The organism is Streptomyces sp. NPDC004647 (genome assembly GCF_040609575.1).
GTDB lineage: Bacteria > Actinomycetota > Actinomycetes > Streptomycetales > Streptomycetaceae > Streptomyces.
Window position 1 is genome coordinate 17194 of record NZ_JBEXKU010000031.1, and the last position, 20456, is coordinate 37649.

Genomic DNA, 20456 nt, shown 5'->3' on the forward strand with positions numbered 1-20456 from the left:
CAGGACGGCGCCCGGGTCGGTACGTTCCATGCGCCGTGGCATCCGTCCGGGCCGTGGACGCATGGACTTGTGACTGCCACACGACTGTCATGGCGACAGAGCTGGCTGAGCCGGAGCGGAAGGTCGAGAACCCACCTCCTGCACTGCAGAAAGTCCGCAGACGGCCTGCTGTGCTCGCTCGATGAGTGGACGTCCCCTAGGCGTCCCCCGACAACCTCAACTGCACGCACAACTGCAGGCCACAGGTGATGGGCGGAGCCCGCTGTAAATCTGCTGGCTCAACCTTGCCTGCGCGCGACTCGTTGTCCTGGTCTTTGTCCAGTCCACCGACGAACGCCACCGTTCATCGCCGTACGCTCACCCCGCTTGACCTGCCACGCGAACCTCCACGAACGCCCCCGGACGACCGCGCGGACAGTTGGAAAGCGTGCACGCCGACACAGCACCGGAGACCGGGTAGCGAATCTGCAGCCAACAGGGACGCCGCCACCCCTTAGCCGCAGGTCAGTAAAGGCAGCTAGGGCCAGAGCACCCAAGCTTCGCGGTTGCTGACAGCACATCCAGTTGCCCGGTTCGGATACGGCGAAGGCAGCAAAGCATCGATCAAGCAGGATGAGGACGGGGCAGCCCTGGTGAAGGGCCACCCCGACCTGACGATCTAAGCAGTGCGCTTCATGTGCGCCAAGACTCCCATGCCCACACTGAACGCAGCCGCAAAGGCGCTGCCACTGCCGGCAAGGGCTGCCAGAGGGCCGCCGTCCAGCGCCATCACGGCGATGACGGCGACGAGAGCCACAACGGCCGAGCCGAGGGCGACGATCGTGACGTCCCGGGCCGGGTGGTTGCACGTCTGATGGGCCGAGTTGGTCGACACCGTTCCTCCATTGACTTGTTCACTCGTTGGCTGAATGCGGGCACACCTCACCTAGGTGAGTGGTGCCAATCAGCCGTGCGCAACGGGCTATGGAGCCCGCAACCAGCGATGCGCTGGTAGAAACGCACCTAACGAGGACGTCAATGAAGCCTCCGGACAGGTAGACAACAGATGGGTGCGCGGCATCCTATCTGAATGGCAACTGCCTGGCAGCGACATGTAGTTGACAGGTCAAGCGCCTGTGCAGTTCGGAGCTGTCAAGCGACGTACCTTGTCGCACAGTGAGGCTGGGCATGAGGAGCCGTTGAAGCATTGTCCGTACACAGCCCCCGGTGGGCGGTAGCCGTGCTCCCTGCGCCAGGTCCAAGCCGCCGACTGATGCGGTACAGCAGCGAAGTACAGCAACCACAGCGACCGCAGCTGACCGCTACCAGCCCCAGGCAACCGACCGACCAGCCCAACAGACCTCAGCGACCGCCCCGCCGGTAGTTCGGGACGAAGAGGTCATTCGTCGGCCTGTGTGAGGGCCTCGCTCGATCCGCTGCCACGGGACGGCCTGCAGCGTCGGTGCTGTGGAGGCTCCGCCTTGTTCCGAAAATCGAACATGTGATCTAGTTGAGTGTATGGACTCCTCGATTCCCGATGACCTAATACGCATGCAGCGGGAGTGGAGCGCGACCTACGCGCAGCTTGCCCAGCAGCCGGGCCGCACTGCACTGCGCCGCCGATTGCTGGCCCTCTCCGTGGCTCTGGCGCGGCATCCGCTGAGCCCTGCCGAGCGGGCCGAGCTACGGCAGCGTGCTCGTCCGGATGGGACCGGGCGGTGAGTCTCACTGAGCGCCAGGCGCAGATCCTTCGCTGCATCAGAGAGGCGACAGCCGAAACGGGGGAGTGCCCCACCCTCGAAGAGATCGGGGCCAAGGTGGGGCTCGCGAGCAAGTCGGCGGTGCACTACCAGCTGAAGCGCCTCGAAGCGCTTGGGGTCATCGCCCGTGCTGGCGCTGGCGCTCGGGTATACCGGCTCGCCTGAGCCTCGACTCCGTTCTGCAGGGCGGCCCGTGTGGGCTCAATTGCGGTCTCGGTTGGCCCGACATCCGCAGTGATCCAGATCCGTCCGAAGGTGTCCAGTGAGCCAGTTGGCCTGGGCTTTCGTGGGTCCGGCGAACGGTCCTGGATGGCGCCGGAACAAGATCCGACAACTCGTAATGCGTAGGCCAAGGCTTCTCGGTGGTGCCGTAGTCCTCACGCGCGCTCACCGGCCTTGTTGCGTGGCGACGACATCAGGGCGCATCGGCGGGACTGGCCCGTCTGAAGCACAGCCCAGGCACGATGAACGGCATGGCGATTGATGAAGACAGGCAAGCAGCGCTGTGCCTTGCTGAGCAGACTCACGAGTTAGGGCGGGCGTACGGGCTGGAACCCGTGCGCAGGGTACTGCGGCGTGTCACCCGCGGGCGGCTCGGCCGGCAACGAGGCTGGCCCAGCGTCCCCAGCTTGGACACTCCGTGGCAGGACACGATCTCCACCACGCGCACGGGTTGGCGTCAGCGTGCGGCGAAGCTGCACGGTGAGGTCATATTCGCCGTGGACTACAAGATCTGCCGACGCTGCCGGATCGGATGGGTTGAGGAACCGCACGCTGATCCGGACTATCAGCGATGCGGACTCGCCAAGGCAGGCTTGGCCGCACTCCGCGCCGACCACCCCAAAGTGGTGTGGCACACACTCGGCGGGCACTTTGTCAGCGCGCAGGCGTTCTGGAAGTCCGTCGGCGCTGATGTACCCGGCGGCTATCAACGGCGTCCTCCATGCTCACACGGAGGAGAGTGGTGAGACTCGATGTACTACGCCCGTGGGCCATGTGTGGGCCAGTAGAGCGGCTCCCGGGGCTCGTTCGCCTTCCACAGCAGGTCAGAGCGCTGCACCGTCGGGTTGCGCGACGCTCTTGAAAACCGTCGTGGCAGCGATGTCACCGTGGGTTCAAATCCCACACCCTCCGCAGCTCAGCTCAGCTCAGCTCAGCTCAGTGAAACGGCCCCTGACCAGGGAGATTGGTCGGGGGCCGTTGCCGTGCCCGCGTGCGGGATCGTCCGGCGGACCCCGTGGCTCCGCGGCCGATCGGGCACGAGAGGGTCGCGGTCCGACCGGGTGCGACGCCTATGAGGGTCATCGCCGCGAAGGTGAGGTCATCGGCACGACGCACCGCGCGCCGCGAGAGGCTGCCCGGCTGATCGCGGAGGGCGTCGGGGTGTGAGGTCGTGAGGTCGGTGGCGCGATCTGCCGGTCGGCTGTCCCGGGCCTCCCTCCCTACTGGTTCCCGTCTCGGGCTTTCCTGCCTCCGTTGCGGCGCTGACCAGTTGATGCGGAGACGCGGCGCGGGGCCGGACGGGGGTGCCGCGTGCTGTCGGAATCCGCCCTGTCGTGGCCGATCGAATGAGAGCATCATCGTGTAATCGCGATGAGGCTCTACGTGATCTGCTCGTAGGGTCCGTGTGGGCATGCCCTGAGCCAGGAACGCCCGTGGATCAACCCTCCCCCTGTGGTCTTGTGACGGGGTCTCGTCGTCTGCGTCGAGCTTGGGGTCCACGAATGGATTGGCTTCACTCCGGTTGGTTCACTCAAGGCGTCTTACCCGGCGGCTTATGCGCGTTGATCGCCTGGGTCTGCCTGGTCGACCGCTTCGACGGCAGGGGGCGCCTGTTGGGCAGCTGGCGATCCGGGGCGTTAGCGGTCACGGTGGCTCTGATCATGGCCCTGGTGGCCGTGGTGACCACGGCGTTTCTGCTGCCCAACGCGTCCCACGTCCCACCGGCGGCGGTGGCGCTCGTGGGAGCCGGTGTCTCCCGGCGCGGTCGTCGGCAGCAGGAGACGGTGACGCCTCTCACCGCCTTTCTGAGCCTGGGCGTGACCCGTCTCCTGGCCCGTCTGGAAGAGCGCCTGGACGCCGACCGCGCCGACTGGTGCGACGACATGATGCAGGGCTTCAAAAACCACTGGCAGATGCAGATCTTCGCCGACAGCGTCCAACGCCACCTCACCGCTCGCGCCCGCGACGACAAGCGCAAGCTGAAGGCCGTGGATGAACGCTATGAAGAGGTCACCGCAGCCTTCGCCCACCTCACGGATGTGGAGACGGGCCTGGATGAAGCCTGCCGGGAGAACGTCACCGGTCTGCTGGGCCCCCGCCCCCGCACTCTGGCGGAGACCCGGCTGAGCAGGAGGGCCTTCGGCGAGGCGGAGGAGCGCTGCAAACTGCTCCTGCGGCTGGCGCATGAGCACGGCAGGCGCACCGACGACCGCAGTCTGCGGAAGCTGAAGGATCGGGACAGCTATACGGCCGGCCGCAACGTGCCTGGCCGGCAGCGCACATCGCAGCGCGCCCGATGGTGGGGCAGACGTGAGAGCAGCAGCCAGGCCCGTTAGCGGTGTGAAGGTGCGAAGCCGCAGTGAAGCGGGGAAGCGTCACCGTTGTCCTCGTACCCTGCGGCTTGGGAAGGCAGGGGCTGCGAAGGATCAAAGAACTTGATCTCCACGCTTGCGCCCAGGGCAGCGGCGGCCGACGCCAGGGAACGCATCGTCAGATTCGCGTCGCCGGAGAGGATCTGGCTGACGCGGCCTGGACTGACACCCATCTGCTTGGCCAGATCGCTGCGGGAGATTCCCCGCTCCGCCAGCAGACCGGCCAGCGAGGTGGCCGCGTGTCGGGCCAGCCGGGCGCCTGCTGTCTCGGCGGAGCTCTCGTCACTTGCGAACCAGGTCATGCGAACCCCCAAGTAGCTGTGAGACACGTAGAGTTGTCTCCCGGACAGCATGCCACCTTTAGCCCTAGCTAAAAACAGGGTTTCAGGTAAAACACCGTCAGGACTGGGTGGTTCAGCCCTTGAGCTGGGCCCGTGACCTGCGGAATCCAAGGGAACGGCGAGTTCCGGCCACCTCGGTGGATTCACCCGCTGTGTTGCGCTCACTGGCGGGCCGGGCCGGTACCCCGCGCGGGCGGCGGCCTCCGGGCAGCATGATCACGGACCTCATTCGATCCCATGCTCCCCGGAGACCGGACCTGTGTGGCCTGTGCGGTCATCGCGGCCACTGCCGGGTTCAGGCCGGGGCGACCGGCTCCTGGAGCTCGGTCACCCACTGCTCGGGGCTCCCCGTGCACTCGAGGTAGAGCTCCCGGTTGTCACCGGAAGAGCGGTACCCGTTGGCGTCGATCCAGCGGGCCAGGCTCTGGACGGTGGGCATGACTCCGGCCATGGAGCCGCGGTACACGATGGTGGCGGCAGCCTCGATCCTGGGCAGGTCCACGATCGCGAAGTCGTAGCCGTCCTGGGGCTCCGCCGAGACCGTTACGCCGGCGTGGACGATGATCGTGTCGTCACCGTCCGGGGAGTCCTCGTAGTAGGCGATGTTCGGTCCCGCCGGGGCCACGCCCGCGTCGGTCAGCCGGCGGCACAGTTGCTCGTAGAGCGGCTGGATGACCGGCCCGATGTCCTCGGGGCCGAAGCTCGCGGCGGTGCCGGTCAGCTCGGCCACCCGGACTGCCGGGATGGGCTTGATCACGACGTCGTCGGCAGACATGCGTCCCTCACTCTCGATCGTCCGGAGCCTCGTCTCGACCCGGGCCAGCCGTGTCGCGTCAGCGGCGATGGTCGCCTCGAGCTCGGCCTGCCTCAGCCTGAGCATCCCGCGCAGCTGCTCGGCGCTCACCTGCTCGTCCAGGATCGTCTGCACCTGCTGAAGGGTGAAGCCGAGGTCCTTCAGGGCGATGATGCGGTTGAGCCGGGCGAGCTGGCCGGCTTCGTAGAAGCGGTAACTGCTCACCGGGTCGACGTGGGCAGGACGCAGCAGTCCGATCGCGTCGTAGTGACGCAGCATGCGGACCGATACGCGGCCGTGTTTGGCGAAGTCTCCGATGTTGAACATGACGTCTCCCAGTGCAGGGCCTCACACGGTGTCATGGTCAAGGGGTCTCGACAGGATGTGGCGGGCCGCCGAGGCGATGGTGGCACCGGACTCGCGTTCCGTGAGGCCGGTGTGGACGGCCGCCTCGGTCAGCGCCGCAGCCAGCTCCGGGCCGTACCCGGTCTCGTACGCCCGGCAGGCCGCCCAGAACAGCCGGACGTTCCGCTGTCCGGACCGTGACTGGCTGACGAAACGCAGCAGTGCGGCCGCCTGGCGCAGCGGCGCGTCATGGCCGGCGCGCGCTTCCGGAGTGTGGTGGGTGCGTGCGGGCGGTGTGAGCAGGCGGAGCAGCGCGGGCGGGGCGGCGGCGGGTTCGGCGGGGCCCGGGGCGAGGCGGTAGACGCCGCGACTGCTGTACGAGCCCGGGCCGACGAGGTATCCGCCGGCGCCGCGTACGTCGATGCCGGGGGACAGGCGCCCGACCGAGTTCGGTACGGGGCTGCCGGGAGGGCAGGTCAGCCAGAGGTGCCGGCCGCCGCTGGGGGTGAGGACAGTGACCGTGGGCGGGATGGCGAAGCCGTGGTCGCGGGCGAGCTGTGCCAGGGTGGCGAGGCTGTCCGTGTCGTTCTTCACGTCCAGGTCCAGGCCGACGAGGTGGTGCGGGGCGCGTCCGCAGGCGATGCCGTAGCCGGTGGCCCAGGGCGCGGCGTCGAACAGCGCCAGGATCCGCGCGGGGTCGGTCGTCGCGTCGTGGATGCCGTGTCCCGCCCGGCCGCACTCCCCCTGGCACCGCGCGGGCTCGAGGTCCGCGTGGTGCGGAGAGCGGACGGCGGGCAGTTTGCCGCGGGTCAGCGGGATGACGGGCAGACCGCGGGCCGCCGCGACCAGGGCGTGGCGGCGGGCGTCGGCTGCGTGCCCCCGTACACGGGGCCGGGGAGTGGCGGAGAAGGCCATACACCTATTTTCGTGCAAATGTTCGAATTCTGAAAGGGGGCCGACCGGGCTCCCTCTCCCGGTGTCCGGCCCCGCCCCGAGGTCGCGCGCGGGCCCGTTCCCGGCCTTGACAGCCGCGATACATCTGACGGACAGTCAGGAATCTCGCCACGATGCGGCTCGGTATGCGAAGGGGGCGGCGGTGCCGGACGAGGATTTCGACCAGGACTTCTACGAGCGGATCAAGGCGTACGAGGGGCGGGCCGCCGTGACCGGCGGGGAGGGGAAGGACCCGGTCAACGAGCCGATGATCAGGCATTGGTGCGAGGCGATGGGAGACACCGGCACCGGGTACCCCGCCGTCGCGCCACCGACGATGCTCCAGGTGTGGACCATGGGCGGGCTGTCCGGTCACACGGGCCGCTCGGCGGCGTACGACGAGCTGTTCGCCCTGCTCGACGGGGCCGGGTTCACCTCGGTCGTCGCCACGGACTGCGAGCAGGAGTATCTGCGGCCGCTCCGGCCGGGCGAGCGGGTCACGTTCGATGCCGTCGTCGAGTCGGTATCGCCGCGGAAGGCGACGAAGCTGGGGACCGGACACTTCGTCACGACCAGGATGGACGTCAGGTCGGAGGGCGGACTCGCGGGCACCCATCGCTTCCGCATTCTCAAATACGCCCCCGCGAGGCGGACATCGAAGGACCGGCGACCCCGTCCGGTGATCAACCGCGACAACGCCGGGTTCTGGGAAGGAGTAGCGCGCCACTGGCTGCTCATCCAGCGATGCGGGGGTTGCGCGACCCTCCGGTTCCCCTGGCTGCCCGGCTGCAACAGCTGCGGCTCAGCGGAGTGGGAGACCGTCGAGGCCTCCGGGGCGGGCACCGTCTACTCCTATGTCGTCATGCACCACCCGCAGTTCCCGGCTTTCAGCGCGTCCGATGACGCCTCCCCCGGTCGGGCCGCGCCCTATGCGGTCGGACTGATCCAACTGGCCGAGGGCGTACGGGTGATCAGCAACATCACCGGGGTGCCGCACGACAAGGTACGGATCGGGATGCCGGTGGAACTGGAATTTCTCGGCGTGGACGAGGAATTGACGCTGCCCGTCTTCCGGTCGGCCGACCACGGCGAGGGAGGAAGAGGCTGATGGACGTCGTATCCACGGGCCCGGCCGCTCACCAGGGGGCCGTATGAGAAGCGGAATGGATGGAACACCCGTCGGCGCCCCAGCGGGGTTCCCCACCGGAATCAGCGTCGGCGACGAACTCGCGCCGCTCACGATCCCGGTCACCCGGACGCTCATCGTCTCCGGAGCGGTGGCCTCCCGCGACTTCCAGGATGTGCACCACGACACGGAGGCTGCACGGGCGAAGGGCTCACCGGACATCTTCATGAACATTCTGACCACCAATGGTCTGGTCGGCCGCTACATCACCGAACGCCTGGGCCCGCACGCACAGCTCCGCAAGGTCGCCATCCGGCTCGGTGCCCCCAACCATCCCGGTGACACGATGGTGTTGAGCGGAAGAGTCACCGCCGTCGACGGCGGAACGGCCGATGTGTACGTGCTGGGCTCCAATGACCTCGGCCACCATGTCACCGGCACGGTCAGGGTCACGTTCGGCCCCGGGAGGGAGCCGTATGAGCATCCGCAGCCGTGACATCCTGGGCGGCCGGGCGGCCATCGTCGGCATCGGCGCCACCGAGTTCTCCAAGAACTCCGGCCGCAGCGAGCTGAAGCTGGCGGTCGAGGCCGTTCGAGCAGCGCTCGATGACGCCGGGCTGACGCCTGCCGACGTCGACGGCATGGTCACGTTCACCATGGACACCAGCCCGGAGATCACCGTCGCGCAGGCGTCCGGCATCGGCGAGCTGTCCTTCTTCTCCCGGGTCCACTACGGCGGCGGTGCCGCCTGCGCCACCATTCAGCAGGCTGCCCTGGCCGTCGCGTCCGGCGTCGCCGAAGTCGTCGTCTGCTATCGCGCCTTCAACGAACGGTCCGGCCGCCGCTTCGGCTCCGGGGTGCAGCACCGCGAGCCCTCGGCGGAGGGCGCGTCCCTCGGCTGGTCCCTCCCCTTCGGCCTGCTCACCCCCGCTTCCTGGGTCGCCATCGCCGCGCAGCGCTACCTCCACACCTATGGGCTCTCCCCCGGGGTGTTCGGGCATGTAGCCGTCACCGACCGCCGATACGCCGCCCGTAACCCCGCCGCGTACTTCCACCGGAAGCCGATCACGCTCGCCGATCACGCCGCATCGCGCTGGATCGTCGAGCCGCTGCGCCTTCTCGACTGCTGCCAGGAGACCGACGGCGGCCAGGCGGTCGTGGTGACCTCGCCCGAGCGTGCCCGCGATCTGCCGAACCCGCCCGCGGTGATCATCGCGGCGGCGCAGGGCGCGGGCCGCGCCCAGGAGCAGATGACCAGCTTCTACCGTGACGATCTGACCGGACTTCCGGAGATGGGCGTGGTGGCCCGTCAGCTGTGGCGCACCAGTGGGCTGGCGCCCGGCGACATCGACGTGGGGATTCTCTACGACCACTTCACTCCGTTCGTGCTGATGCAGTTGGAGGAGTTCGGCTTCTGCGGGCCGGGGGAGGGCGCCGACTTCGTCGCCGCGGACGCACTGCCGCTGAATACCCATGGCGGCCAGCTCGGTGAGGCGTATCTGCACGGGATGAACGGCATAGCCGAGGCCGTTCGGCAACTGCGCGGCAGCTCGGTGAACCAGATGTCCGGAGCCTCGCGTGCCCTGGTGACGGCCGGAACCGGCGTTCCGACATCCGGGCTGATCCTTGGTACAGACGGCTGACCTTGGCCCCCCGGGTGGCGTGTCAGGCGTTGCTTCAAGTTGCGCGCGCCGTTCACTCGCCCTATGGAACGACGAAAGAAGATCATTCAATATGTGATCGCGCTGCTGGCGGCGACGGCCGCGATCGTCGGAGGACTGTTCACCGGACCCAGCGCGTTCGCCGTGAACCCCAAGGACGGCTCCGACGTCGACCCGCTGACGCAGGGGGCCGAGGTCTTCACCGGTCTGGCCTTCGACACCTGTGAGGCGCCTCCGCTCGGTTCCATGAACGCCTGGCGGAAGTCCCACTACCGGGCCGTCGGCGTCTACTTCGGCGGTCGTGGCCGAGCCTGCAAGCAGCAGCCCAACCTGGACCGGAACTGGGTGCGGAGCGTGTACGACTCGGGCTGGAGCGTCCTGCCGATCTACGTCGGATCGCAGTCGCCCTGCGTCCACAGCGAGAACAAGAAGCAGGTGACCATCAGCGGAGACCCCGTGAGCCTGGGCGTCGAGGAGGGCATGGATGCCGTGGAGCGCGCGGCCGAGCACGGTATGGCGGAGGGCAGCGCGCTCTATCTGGACATGGAGGCCTATGACCAGTACGACACCGAATGCGCCGAGACCACCCTCGAGTTCATCCGCGCCTGGAGCGACGAGGTCCGCAGCCAGGGCTACTTGGCCGGCTTCTACTCCAGCTCCACCTCGGGCGTGCAGCACCTCGCGACGGCACGGCAGCTCGGGGTGTCGGACCTTCCGGACGTGGTCTGGTTCGCCCGCTGGGACGTGTCACCGTCGTTGTACGGGGAGCCGGTGCTGGACCAGGAAGCGTGGTCCCCGCACCGTCGCATTCACCAGTACAAGGGAAATGTCACCGAGGAGTACGGCGGCGTGACCATGAAGATCGACCGCAACCTGGTGGACGCCCCCGTCGCGGTCGTCGAATGACGCCGGAGCGGCACACGTACCCGCACGCGAACAGCAGGGGCACCGGCGGCACGCGATGCCGGAGCCGAACCCGCGTCGCGGACCCTGACCCAAGACCGACACCCCCTCCACCTGTGGGAGGTGGGGCCGGCACCGCCACTACAACCTGAGGCGGACCCCTCTTCGGCACCTCCGGCCGATCCGCGTAGACCCCTTGCGCTCCTAGCGTTATGCGCATGACCACGCCTGTCTGCACCAGCGCATCCGCTGCAGTGTTTCCGTCGTTCTCGTCGTACGTACGAGCACGGGGGCCGGTGCTGCTGCGCACCGCCCGCTCGCTGACCGCGAACCCGTGCGATGCCGAGGACCTGTTGCAGACCGCGCTGACGAAGACGTATCTGGCCTGGGAGCGGATCGAGGACCACCGGGCGCTCGACGGTTACGTACGGCGGGCGCTGGTGAACACCCGGACGTCGCAGTGGCGCAAGCGCAAGGTCGACGAGTTCGCCTGTGATGAGCTCCCCGAGCGTGAGACCACCCCCGCGCCGGACCCGGCCGAGCAGCAGGTGCTGCGCGACGCGATGTGGCGGGCGGTCGTCCGCCTTCCCGACCGGCAGCGGGCGATGGTCGTCCTCCGGTACTACGAGGACCTGAGCGAGGTGCAGACCGCCGAGCTGCTCGGCGTCTCGGTCGGCACGGTCAAGAGCGCGGTCTCCCGTGCCCTGTCCAAGCTGCGGGAAGACCCCGAACTGAGCCGCGCCGCCTGAGACGGAAATTCTCCGGACGAGGGCCCGGAAGGGAGGGGGCCCGTCCGTCCCCGGCGCTTCCCGAGCCCCGCTGTCGCATGGCGGAGGCATTTCCGAATTTCACGGTCGGCGGCACCTGGACTTCGTCGGCACGGGCTGATACAGGCGGTGGAAGCTTCGCCGCCGGGTAGTGACATACCCAGTGGTATGGCCGCAGAATCGCGGGCAGTGAGGGTCCGGGGGGTGTCCCCGGGAAACACCGTTCCCTCGCACAACCGCCTTCGGGAGGCCCCGGTGCTGAGCACGATGCAGGACGTACCGCTGACAGTGAGCCGTATCCTGCGACACGGATCGACTGTCCACTCCGGGTCGTATGTCACGACCTGGACCGGGGATGGCGCACCTGAGCGCCGCAGTTTCGGCGAGACGGGTGCCCGCGCCGCGCAGCTGGCGCACGCGCTCCGCGACGAGCTGGGCGTGGCCGGTGACGACCGGGTCGCCACGCTCATGTGGAACAACGCAGTCCACCTCGAGGCCTACCTCGCCATCCCTTCCATGGGCGCCGTTCTGCACACCCTGAACCTCCGGCTCCCCACGGACCAGCTCGCTTGGATCGTCAACCACGCCGCCGACCGCGTGATCATCGTCGACGGCAGCCTGCTGCCGCTGCTCGCCCCGCTCCTGCCTCAGCTGGAGCCGGTTGAGCACGTGGTCGTCTCCGGCTCCGGTGACCGCTCCGTCCTGGACGGCAGCGGCGTGCGCGTCCATGACTACGAGGAGCTGATCGCAGGGCGTCCCGCGGACTTCGACTGGCCGGAGCTGGATGAACGCCGGGCCGCCGCCCTCTGTTACACCTCCGGCACCACCGGTGACCCCAAGGGCGTCGTCTACAGCCACCGTTCGATCTATCTGCACTCGATGCAGGTCAACAGCGCCGAGTCCTTCGCGATCACATCGGGCGACATCACCCTCCCCGTCGTACCGATGTTCCACGTCAACGCCTGGGGCCTGCCGCACGCCGCCTTCATGGCCGGCACCTCCCTGCTGATGCCCGACCGCTTCCTGCAGCCCGAGCCGCTCGCCGAGATGATCGAGACGGTACGGCCCACCATCGCCGCCGCTGTGCCCACCATCTGGAGCGGTCTGCTCGCCGAACTCGACTCCAAGCAGCGCGATGTGCAGTGTCTGCGCACTGTGGTCATCGGCGGATCGGCCTGCCCGCCGACCCTGATGAAGGCGTTCGAGGAGCGGCACGGCATCCGGGTCCTGCACGCCTGGGGCATGACGGAGACCTCGCCGCTTGGCACCGTCTCCCATCCGCCGGCCGGGGTCACCGAGGAGGAGGCGTGGACGTACCGCTGCAGCCAGGGCCGCTTCCCCGCTTCCGTCGAGGCCCGGCTGGCGGGACCCGGCGGCGAATTCCTGCCCTGGGACGGTGAGTCGGCCGGGGAGCTGGAGGTGCGCGGCCCGTGGATCGCGGGGGCGTACTACGGCGGGGTAGCCGATGAGCCGATCCGTCCCGAGGACAAGTTCAGTGAGGACGGCTGGCTGCGCACCGGCGACGTGGGCACGATCACCCCGGACGGCTACCTCACCCTCACCGACCGGGCGAAGGACGTCATCAAGTCCGGCGGCGAGTGGATCTCCTCGGTTCTGTTGGAGAACGAGCTGATGAGCCACCCGGAGGTCGCCGAGGCGGCGGTGGTCGCCGTACCCGATGACAAGTGGGGCGAACGGCCGCTCGCCACCGTCGTACTGAAGGAAGGCGCGACCGCCGACTACGAGTCGCTCAAGGCCTACCTCGCCGGCCGGATCGCCCGCTGGCAGGTGCCCGAGCGCTGGGCGGTCATCCCGGCCGTGCCGAAGACCAGCGTCGGCAAGTTCGACAAGAAGGTGCTGCGCCGTCAGTACGCGGACGGGGAGCTGGACATCACCGAGCTGTGAGGCGACCCGGCCGGGGCGGTGAGCACCGCCCCGGCCGGGGGCCTTCAGTTCGCGCCGATCTTCGCCAGCAGGTCCACGATCCGGCTCTGCACCTCGGCGCTCGTCGAGCGCTCCGCGAGGAACAGCACCGTCTCGCCGGAGGTGAGCCGGGGGAGCTCCGCGGGGTCCATGTCGGCGGAGGTGTAGACGACGAGCGGCGTGCGGTTGAGCAGGCCGTTCGCCCGCAGCCAGTCGACGATCCCGGCACGGCGGCGACGTACCTGCATCAGGTCCATCACCACCAGATTCGGCCGCATCTGGGTGGCCAGGGTCACCGCGTCCGCGTCGGCGGCCGCGCGTGCGACCTGCATCCCGCGCCGCTCCAGCGTCGCCGAGAGTGCGCCGGCGATGGCGTCGTGCGCCTCGATCAGCAGGACGCGCGACGGGTGCTGCTCGCTGTCGCGCGGGGCGAGGGCCTTGAGCAGTACGGCCGGGTCGGCGCCGTACGCAGCCTCCCGGGTCGCCTGCCCGAGGCCCGCTGTCACCAGAACCGGCACCTCGGCCGCCACCGCCGCCGTACGCAGCGACTGCAGCGCGGTCCGGGTGATCGGCCCGGTCAGCGGGTCGACGAAGAGCGCCGCCGGGAAGGCCGCGATCTGCGCGTCCACTTCTTCCCTGGAGTGCACGATCACCGGGCGGTAGCCGCGGTCGCTCAGCGCCTGCTGGGTGGAGACGTCCGGCGCGGGCCAGACGAGCAGCCGGCGCGGGTTGTCGAGCGGCTCGGGCGGCAGTTCGTCGTCCCGGGGCGGTGCGCTCTGCGAGTCGGTGACATCGATGGCACCGTTCGGACCGTCCAGCGGCTCGGGGCCCTCGGCTCCCTCGTCGGGCGCGCCTATGGCGTAGGCCCGGCCCTCGGTGCTGTCCAGCAACCGCTGGGGCTGTGGCTGCTGCTGTGCGTCCCGGGGGCGCCCGGTGGGCTCGAGCGCGTCGGCCGGAGTGCGACCCCCGTCCTGCGGCGGGGCGGCGAGCCTGCGCCGTCTGCCGGACCCGGTGGACGGCTGCGCGGGCGATCCGCCCTGCGTCTGCTGGGGTCGCTGCTGATCGGCGATCTGCTGTGCGAAGGGCACGCCTTGGCCGAGCGTCCGCACGCTGATCGCGCGCGACTGGGCAGCTGCCGGGTCGTCGGCCTGTGGTTGCGGTTGCGGCTGGGCTCCCGTTGGTTGGGCTTGGGGCTGTGGTTCGGGCTGTGGCTCGTGCTCGGGCTGGGGCTGTGCGGGGGGCGGCCCGGCAGGACTGTCGTAGGGCTGCGGCTGCTGCCCCGGCATGCCTTCGGCCGGTGCGGCCTGCGGTTGCACCGGCTCCTGTACGTTCCCGGCCGCGTTCTCTCCGGCCCCCGGTGCGGTAGCCCCCGGTGCCGGGGCTCCCTGCGGTGGGGCCGCCTGCGCGCCGCCGCCGGGTGCTTGCGCCTGCTGCTCCTCGGCCGGATCAGGACGGGCTCGACGGCGACCGGTCGGCAGCGGGTGCGCCTGCGGCGGGGTGTGGTCGGCGTCGGGACCGGCGGCTGTGAGGTCGCGGCCGTGCTCGTCGGCCGGCCAGTCGCCCGGCTGGTCCGGGGTGTGGGGCGCGGGCTGGGCCCGGTCGGCTGCGGCGGGCGGAAGCGCGAAGGCTTGCCGCGCCGCGCCCGGTTCGGCGCCGGCAGGCCGGTCCTGACCGGGAACCGACCGCTCGGTGGCATCGGCGAGCGGCCGGCGCACCCTGCGGCTCTGCTGCTGGGCTCCCGTTGGTTGGGCTTGGGGCTGCTGCTCCGGCTGTGCCTGGTGCGGCAGGGCGGAGCCGCCCTCGGAACCGTACGGCTGCGGTTGCTGCGTCTGCCTGCCCTCGGCGGGCGCGGCGGCCGGTACCGGTCCGCTCCCTGGGGGCAGCGCGGGCATGGCTCCGGAGCCGGTGTTGTCCGTAGGAGCTGCGGGGCGGCGGACACGGCGGCCGGTCGGGTCGGCACCTGTCCCCTGCGGGGGCACGGCAGCGCCGTTCACTCCGGGGGCGTACGCCGTGTCCTGGGAGCCGAACGTGTTGTCCGCACCGTGGGTGGCCGCGGCAGGCATGCCCGGCTGCCCGGCCGGCCGCAGCTGTGCCGGGACAGGGCTGAGGCCCTGCTGTCCCCGCTCGTCCGGGGTGGGCCAGCCGGCCTGCTGCCCGGCGTCCGCCCGTGCCGCGGGCAACGCGGGAAGTCCGCGGCCTGCCGGTCCGCCGCCGGTGCTGTCCGTCGGGCCTGGGACGCGGCGGGCCCGGCGCCCGGTCGGTTCGGCGCCGGTCCCCTGCGGCGGCACGGTCGGGCCCGCGCCGTTCGCTCCAGGGGCGTACGCCGTGTCCTGGGGTTCGAACGCGTCGTCGTCCTCGTTCGCCGCCCACGCGTCCCCGGCCGTCGCCAGCGAACCGTAGGACTCCGCCGAGCCTCCGCCATGGCGGGCGCGCCGCGACGGCTTCGGCCCCGAGCCGTGGTCGGCGTCCTCCGGCACCTGGCCCGCCATCAACCCCTCTGTCATGCCGCCGGACGGCACGGGCTCCTCGGCAGGACTGGGGCGCCCGCGGCGCCGCCCGGTCGGCCGGGAGCCGGCTGCTTCCGGAGCCGCTCCCGTTTCCGCGGAGCTGCTCGTGCCCTGCTGACCGCCCTGTGAAGCGTCCTGCGCGGCGGCCGACGGCAGCTCGGGCACCGCGCGGCCCTGCCCGGAACGCCGTCGCGGATCGACAATCGCGGAACGGCGCCCGGCGGTCCGGCCGGCCGAAGCGTCGGCACCGTACGAGCCGTCCTGGTCCGCGGCCGAGCTTCCGTTGCCCGTCTCCGGAGCGTCCGCCGCGGTACCGCCCTGTATGCCCGAGCCGTTCGACTCAGGGTCCGCCCACTGCCCCTGCCCCAATTCCGGGCCCCGGCGCGCGCGGCGCCGGCCGGTCGGGGTCTGTGAATCGCTTGCCTGCGCGGAAACGCCGGCCGCTCCGGCCTCGGCACCCGCTCCGGTGCCGGAGTCTCCGTGCGCCCGCCCGGCGTGCGAAGCGTCGCTCGCGCCCGGCGCATCGGCCGTCCCGCGCGCCCGTTCCTTCGGCACCGGCATCACCGTGGTCGCGTTCTCGCGCTCCCGGTCGGTGGGCTGCCGCTCGGTCACCGGCGCGGCCCCCGCCTCGAGCGGCAACTCGAGTACGTACGCGCTGCCGTTCGTGCCCGGAACCTCATGGGTCTGCAGCACGCCCCCGTGCCGCTGGACGATGCCGCGCACGATCGGCTGGTGTACCGGGTCTCCCCCGGAGTACGGCCCGCGCACCTCGATCCGTACGACCTCACCGCGCTGCGCCGCCGCCACCACGATCGTCGAGTCGCCCGATCCGCCCCCGGCCGGGGCGTTACCGGTGGCATCGACCCCCGCCACGTCCGCGATCAGATGCGCGAGGGCCTGCGCCACCCGGGCCGGGTCCACCTCGGCCTCGATCGGCGGGGCGTGCACGGCGAACTGCGCGCGCCCGGGACCGATGAGCTCGATGGCACCTTCCACACCGTCCGCCACGACCGCGTCGAGCGAGACCGGCTTCCGGTCCAGTCGCTCGTCGCCCATGTCCAGTGCCTGGTAGCTCAGCACGTTGTCGACGAGCGTGGTCATCCGGGCGTAGCCGGCGGTGAGGTAGTGCAGGATCTGGTTGGCCTCCGGCCAGAGCTGCCCGGCGGGATCGGCGGCGAGCGTGCCCAGCTCCGAGCGCAGCTGCTCCAGCGGCCCGCGCAGTGACTCGTCCAGTACGGCCAGCAACTGGGCGTGGCGCTCGGCCAGCGCGTTGTACTTCCGCCGGTCGGTGAAGGTCATCACCGCTCCGACCAGCTGCTCCCCGTCCCGTACGGGCGCGGTCGTCAGGTCGACCGGTACCGCGCGACCGTCCTTCGCCCACAGCGCCTGTCCCCGTACCCGGTGCTTGCGGCCGGAGCGGAGGCTGTCGGCGAGCGGCGACTCGTCGTACGGCAGCGGGGTGCCGTCGGGCCTCGAGTGGTGGATCAGCGGGTGCAGCTCCTGGCCGCCGAGGTCGCTGGCCCGGTAGCCGAGGATCTGCGCGGCGGACGGGTTGACCAGGACGACCTTGCCCTCGGTGTCGACGCCGACGACGCCCTCGGCGGCCGCCCGCAGGATCATCTCGGTCTGGCGCTGCTGGCGGGCGAGCTCGGCCTCGGTGTCGACGGTGCCGCTGAGATCCCGTACGACGAGCATGAGCAGCTCGTCCCCGGTGTAGTGGTGCTCGTACGGGTCGGCGTACGGGGTGCGGCCGTCCTCCAGGTTGGCGCTGGTCACCTCGACGGGGAACTCCGTCCCGTCGGTACGCCGCGCAACCATCCGGGTCGGCTTCGTCCGGCCGTCCTCCCCGTCGCCGTCGGGCCGTCGCATCGAGCCGGGGATGCGCCGGGAGTCGAAGGAGGGCAGCAGGTCGAGGAGACCCCGGCCGACGAGTGCGGTCCCGGGGGCTTCGAAGGTCTCGAGTGCGATGGTGTTGGCGTTGACGACCGTGCCATTGCAGTTCACCAGCAACAGGGCGTCGGGGAGGGCATCGAGTATTGATGCGAGGCGAGCAGCGCCTCGGGATGGCCTGCTGCTCACGACGACCATTCCTCCCTGATCACTGCACCTTGCCGACAGCCCCGGTCATCTTGCCGCGCGCTCCGGGGCGTGTCACTAGAGGGAGTCTACGGGCAGTGGTTACGGGCGCGACGGCGGATGAGGGGAGGGCGGGCGACGACCTTGTGCGACTCGCCGCACGCCCGACATAAGGCGTTCGAGCCTGTGATGGGGTGGGAAACAGGCCCATTCCAGGTCAGGGGACGGGACCGGACCGGTCAGGAAGTGGTGTCCGGGAGCACCGGCCGGAGGTTGTTCCAGCGGTTGATCTCGCAGCCGTTCTTGCGGTCGAAACGGGCGTCCACGGGCCGGCCCGCCCAGCTGCCGGTGACGTGCGCCGTGGCCGGACCGCCATGGATCATCGTGCAGTTGGAGCGCGGGGCGACGGGCGCGAAGGGGTCCTCGCCCCACCGGGTCAACTCGTCGAGCCGGTCGCACGCGGACCGGGCATGTGCGTGCGTGCCGCCCGCGGGGTGGCAGTCGAGGCGGTACGACCCGTCGAAGGAGCGGTTGCCGCTGTCGGTGACGGTGATGGTGAGCCGGTCCTCGCCGGCGGGGGGTACGAGGACTGCCGGGGGCGGGAACTCGTCGCTCGGGGTGATCAGGTCCCTGGGGGTGAGGGTGTCCCTGGGCATGACGTCGTCCGGGACCGGCTCGGTGTCCGCTGCCGGGGCGGGCATGGGGAGCGGCATCTGCAGGGCGCCGGCACCGGTGGCCGGGAGGGCGGCGAAGGCAGCGGCCAGGGAGAACGCGGTGACGGCGAGACGTCGGAGCAGCATCGGGGACTCCTGAGGTGCGGGGCGGGACAGAGGCGGCAGGGGCCGCTGATGCGGCCCGCCATAACTAACGCTCCGGCCGCCGAGGCGTTGCGCAACCTGTCGCGGCCCTCCGGGTGACCGCCGTCCGGGGCAGGGATGACCCGGTCCGTGACCCCGGCCCTGAAACGGGCGGTCTCCGGCCCTGAAACGGAGGGGACCCCGGCGCGACCAGGAAGGGCTTTGCTCCACTGGCAGCGTCCCGGGTACCGTAGGCTGCGATTGGTGACAGCCCGCGCGGCTGTGCCATCATCTGCACACACCACATCGCGTTCGCGCGAGAGTGTTGTGTGGGGAGGCTTCGCCTAGTCTGGTCTATGGCGCCGCACTGCTAATGCGGTTTGGGGTAACCCCCCATCCCGGGTTCAAATCCCGGAGCCTCCGCTCGATCTTCTCGATCATTTGAAGCCCCGGCCCCGACGGCCGGGGCTTCAGCCGTCTTTGGCCGCTTCAAGGGTCGTTTTCGCAGCTCAGAGGGTGGATGGGTAACGGATTTCGTCTCAGGCAGCGGGTCATGTAATGTTGTTCCCGCAACGCCGACCGGCGACAAATCGCCCGGAACGCAAGCGCTCGTAGCTTAACGGATAGAGCACTTGACTACGGATCAAGAGGTTGCAGGTTCGAATCCTGCCGAGCGCGCAGCAGCTCAGAGGCCCCTTCCAGAAATGGAAGGGGCCTTTTGCGTTGGCCTGGAGGCGGCGGTTGACAGCAACCGCTCCTCTTGGTCGAAATGGACGAAAGGTCTGAAAAGCCTGAAGAGGCTGAAAAGGGGGACGGATGTGACGGCGACGGTGGGCGAATGGCGGTGCACGGGGCTGCTCTGGGGGACCGGAGGGCCCGGGCTCGGGTGGTATCGCGCGGGAGCGGGAGCGGGAGCGGGAGCGGGAGTCCGGGCCGGGGCCGGAACCGAGGAGCGTATGAGTCTGCTGTCGCCCGGCAGCCCGCTGGCATGCGTCGCCGACGGCACGCGCGGTTGCACCGGAGTGTGGCGCGGAGGGCATCGGACCCTGTGCCCCGTCGCCGCCACCGTGCCCGTACGCAGCACGAACGCACAGTGCGCGGACTGTGCGCGGCTCGACCGGTCCCGGTCGGTCGCGGCCGACACCCGGGCCGACGACCCGCAGCCCTACGCCGTCTATCTCGCCTACTTCGGGCCCGGTCTGCTCAAGGTGGGGATCACCGCGGCCGCGCGTGGTTCGGCCCGGCTGCTGGAGCAAGGGGCGGTGGCCTTCAGCCGGCTGGGGACGGGGCCGTTGATGGCGGCGCGGCGGACCGAGGAGTTGCTGGGGGCGGCGCTGGGCGTGAAGGACCGGATCCCGTACCGGGAGAAGCGGGCGGTACGGGCGGTGCTGCCGCCGGTGGGAGAGCGGTTCGCCGAACTGGCCTCGCTCCACGCGCGCGTAGCCGCGCTGCCCGGGTGGCCCGGCTCGATGGAGCGCGCACCGTTCGAACCGGTCGACCACACAGGCGTCTTCGGGCTCGACCGGCTGGCCGCGCGGGCGGGCGCCGACGGTATCTCCGAGATCACCGGGCTCGAAGACGGCGTCACGCTGGCGGGCGAGCTGCTCGGCGCGGCGGGTCCCGACCTCCATCTGGGCACGGAGAGCGGGGTGCTGGTGGCCGACGCCCGGCTGATGGCGGGGTGGCGGCTGCGGACCGCGGACAGCGCGACGGGGACCACCGCGCCGAAGCGGACTCTCGCGGTCGGCCGGGCCGAGACCGACGGTGTCCAGGACAGCCTCTTCTGACAGCTGACGGCTGACGGCTGTCAGCCGTCGGTCGCGGATAATCTGCCGTCCGGGTCGCTGCGCACGGCCCACTGGTGACTTGGCCGGACCTGGAGATCACCCGCTTCGGGGTCGCGAAAAGCCGATTCTCAGGGAATTCACAGCCTGGGGAAAGGTGACTCTCA

The 20456-nt window shown here is 70.2% G+C and carries 16 protein-coding genes and 3 tRNA genes; 13 read left to right on the plus strand and 6 right to left on the minus strand.

Translation table 11 applies throughout. From position 1 onward, the window contains the following. Positions 1-658: 658 nt before the first annotated feature. Positions 659-874: a hypothetical protein gene (locus ABZW18_RS16065; RefSeq protein ID WP_356187658.1), complete on the minus strand. Its 216-nt coding sequence runs from the start codon at positions 872-874 to the stop codon at positions 659-661. A 623-nt stretch (positions 875-1497) separates the two neighbouring features. On the opposite strand from ABZW18_RS16065, the gene ABZW18_RS16070 reads away from it, so the two are divergent. The 4 genes from ABZW18_RS16070 to ABZW18_RS16085 all read left to right on the plus strand — a co-directional run bounded on the left by ABZW18_RS16070 (position 1498) and on the right by ABZW18_RS16085 (position 4297). After that, positions 1498-1701, plus strand: a complete 204-nt coding sequence (locus tag ABZW18_RS16070) for a hypothetical protein (RefSeq protein ID WP_356187660.1) — start codon at positions 1498-1500, stop codon at positions 1699-1701. Next, on the plus strand, positions 1698-1904 hold the full coding sequence (locus ABZW18_RS16075) for a winged helix DNA-binding protein (RefSeq protein ID WP_356187661.1): 207 nt from the start codon (positions 1698-1700) through the stop codon (positions 1902-1904). Before ABZW18_RS16070 ends, ABZW18_RS16075 begins: the two co-directional genes overlap by 4 nt. Before the next feature lie 885 nt (positions 1905-2789). Then, a tRNA-Ser gene (locus ABZW18_RS16080) sits at positions 2790-2870 on the plus strand. 653 nt (positions 2871-3523) lie between these two features. Further along, positions 3524-4297 carry a hypothetical protein gene (locus ABZW18_RS16085; protein ID WP_356187663.1) on the plus strand — a complete coding sequence of 258 codons (774 nt, stop codon included), beginning with the start codon at positions 3524-3526 and terminating at the stop codon, positions 4295-4297. On the opposite strand, the gene ABZW18_RS16090 is transcribed toward ABZW18_RS16085, so the two are convergent. From ABZW18_RS16090 to ABZW18_RS16100, 3 genes are all read right to left on the minus strand, one after another. Beyond that, entirely contained in the window at positions 4294-4635 is a 342-nt protein-coding gene (locus tag ABZW18_RS16090) for a helix-turn-helix transcriptional regulator (RefSeq protein ID WP_356187665.1), read from the minus strand. The two genes, ABZW18_RS16085 and ABZW18_RS16090, sit on opposite strands and share 4 nt — an antisense overlap. A gap of 334 nt (positions 4636-4969) precedes the next feature. After that, a complete protein-coding gene (locus ABZW18_RS16095; protein WP_356187667.1) occupies positions 4970-5794 on the minus strand; it encodes a MerR family transcriptional regulator in 825 nt (274 codons plus the stop codon). Between the two features lie 21 nt (positions 5795-5815). Continuing rightward, the gene (locus ABZW18_RS16100) at positions 5816-6727 is read right to left on the minus strand and encodes a bifunctional DNA primase/polymerase (protein WP_356187669.1); all 912 of its coding nucleotides are present in this window, start codon (positions 6725-6727) and stop codon (positions 5816-5818) included. A 181-nt stretch (positions 6728-6908) separates the two neighbouring features. Between ABZW18_RS16100 and ABZW18_RS16105 the strand changes: the two genes are divergently transcribed. The 6 genes from ABZW18_RS16105 (at position 6909) to ABZW18_RS16130 (ending at position 13107) form a co-directional block, all read left to right on the plus strand. Then, positions 6909-7853 carry an OB-fold domain-containing protein gene (locus tag ABZW18_RS16105; protein WP_356187671.1) on the plus strand — a complete coding sequence of 315 codons (945 nt, stop codon included), beginning with the start codon at positions 6909-6911 and terminating at the stop codon, positions 7851-7853. A 100-nt stretch (positions 7854-7953) separates the two neighbouring features. Further along, positions 7954-8367 carry a MaoC family dehydratase gene (locus ABZW18_RS16110; RefSeq protein ID WP_356187751.1) on the plus strand — a complete coding sequence of 138 codons (414 nt, stop codon included), beginning with the start codon at positions 7954-7956 and terminating at the stop codon, positions 8365-8367. Continuing rightward, entirely contained in the window at positions 8348-9514 is a 1167-nt protein-coding gene (locus tag ABZW18_RS16115; RefSeq protein ID WP_356187673.1) for a lipid-transfer protein, read from the plus strand. The genes ABZW18_RS16110 and ABZW18_RS16115 overlap by 20 nt, the downstream gene beginning before the upstream one ends. A gap of 63 nt (positions 9515-9577) precedes the next feature. Continuing rightward, positions 9578-10438 carry a DUF1906 domain-containing protein gene (locus tag ABZW18_RS16120; RefSeq protein WP_356187675.1) on the plus strand — a complete coding sequence of 287 codons (861 nt, stop codon included), beginning with the start codon at positions 9578-9580 and terminating at the stop codon, positions 10436-10438. A 215-nt stretch (positions 10439-10653) separates the two neighbouring features. Then, complete coding sequence (locus tag ABZW18_RS16125; protein ID WP_356187677.1) at positions 10654-11184, plus strand: SigE family RNA polymerase sigma factor; 531 nt, start codon at positions 10654-10656, stop codon at positions 11182-11184. A 273-nt stretch (positions 11185-11457) separates the two neighbouring features. Beyond that, positions 11458-13107, plus strand: a complete 1650-nt coding sequence (locus ABZW18_RS16130) for a long-chain fatty acid--CoA ligase (protein ID WP_356187679.1) — start codon at positions 11458-11460, stop codon at positions 13105-13107. A 44-nt stretch (positions 13108-13151) separates the two neighbouring features. Here ABZW18_RS16130 and ABZW18_RS16135 read toward each other — a convergent pair whose 3' ends face one another. Further along, a complete protein-coding gene (locus ABZW18_RS16135; RefSeq protein ID WP_356187681.1) occupies positions 13152-17711 on the minus strand; it encodes a PAS domain-containing protein in 4560 nt (1519 codons plus the stop codon). A gap of 236 nt (positions 17712-17947) precedes the next feature. Further along, positions 17948-18508 carry an SSI family serine proteinase inhibitor gene (locus ABZW18_RS16140; protein WP_356187683.1) on the minus strand — a complete coding sequence of 187 codons (561 nt, stop codon included), beginning with the start codon at positions 18506-18508 and terminating at the stop codon, positions 17948-17950. Positions 18509-18838: 330 nt separating this feature from the next. Between ABZW18_RS16140 and ABZW18_RS16145 the strand changes: the two genes are divergently transcribed. From ABZW18_RS16145 to ABZW18_RS16155, 3 genes are all read left to right on the plus strand, one after another. Beyond that, positions 18839-18928, plus strand: a tRNA-Ser gene (locus ABZW18_RS16145). A 182-nt stretch (positions 18929-19110) separates the two neighbouring features. Then, positions 19111-19183: transfer RNA gene (locus tag ABZW18_RS16150), tRNA-Arg, on the plus strand. 278 nt (positions 19184-19461) lie between these two features. Beyond that, the gene (locus tag ABZW18_RS16155) at positions 19462-20292 is read left to right on the plus strand and encodes a DUF2797 domain-containing protein (RefSeq protein WP_356187685.1); all 831 of its coding nucleotides are present in this window, start codon (positions 19462-19464) and stop codon (positions 20290-20292) included. The last annotated feature ends 164 nt before the right edge of the window (positions 20293-20456 follow it).

What these genes read in the sequence shown, in the direction of transcription:
- ABZW18_RS16100 (WP_356187669.1), bottom strand. Translation starts at nt 6,727, where the DNA reads ATGGCCTTCTCCGCCACTCCCCGGCCCCGTGTACGGGGGCACGCAGCC.
- ABZW18_RS16115 (WP_356187673.1), top strand. Translation starts at nt 8,348, where the DNA reads ATGAGCATCCGCAGCCGTGACATCCTGGGCGGCCGGGCGGCCATCGTC.
- ABZW18_RS16140 (WP_356187683.1), bottom strand. Translation starts at nt 18,508, where the DNA reads ATGCTGCTCCGACGTCTCGCCGTCACCGCGTTCTCCCTGGCCGCTGCC.
- ABZW18_RS16095 (WP_356187667.1), bottom strand. Translation starts at nt 5,794, where the DNA reads ATGTTCAACATCGGAGACTTCGCCAAACACGGCCGCGTATCGGTCCGC.
- ABZW18_RS16070 (WP_356187660.1), top strand. Translation starts at nt 1,498, where the DNA reads ATGGACTCCTCGATTCCCGATGACCTAATACGCATGCAGCGGGAGTGG.
- ABZW18_RS16125 (WP_356187677.1), top strand. Translation starts at nt 10,654, where the DNA reads ATGACCACGCCTGTCTGCACCAGCGCATCCGCTGCAGTGTTTCCGTCG.
- ABZW18_RS16120 (WP_356187675.1), top strand. Translation starts at nt 9,578, where the DNA reads ATGGAACGACGAAAGAAGATCATTCAATATGTGATCGCGCTGCTGGCG.
- ABZW18_RS16090 (WP_356187665.1), bottom strand. Translation starts at nt 4,635, where the DNA reads ATGACCTGGTTCGCAAGTGACGAGAGCTCCGCCGAGACAGCAGGCGCC.
- ABZW18_RS16155 (WP_356187685.1), top strand. Translation starts at nt 19,462, where the DNA reads ATGAGTCTGCTGTCGCCCGGCAGCCCGCTGGCATGCGTCGCCGACGGC.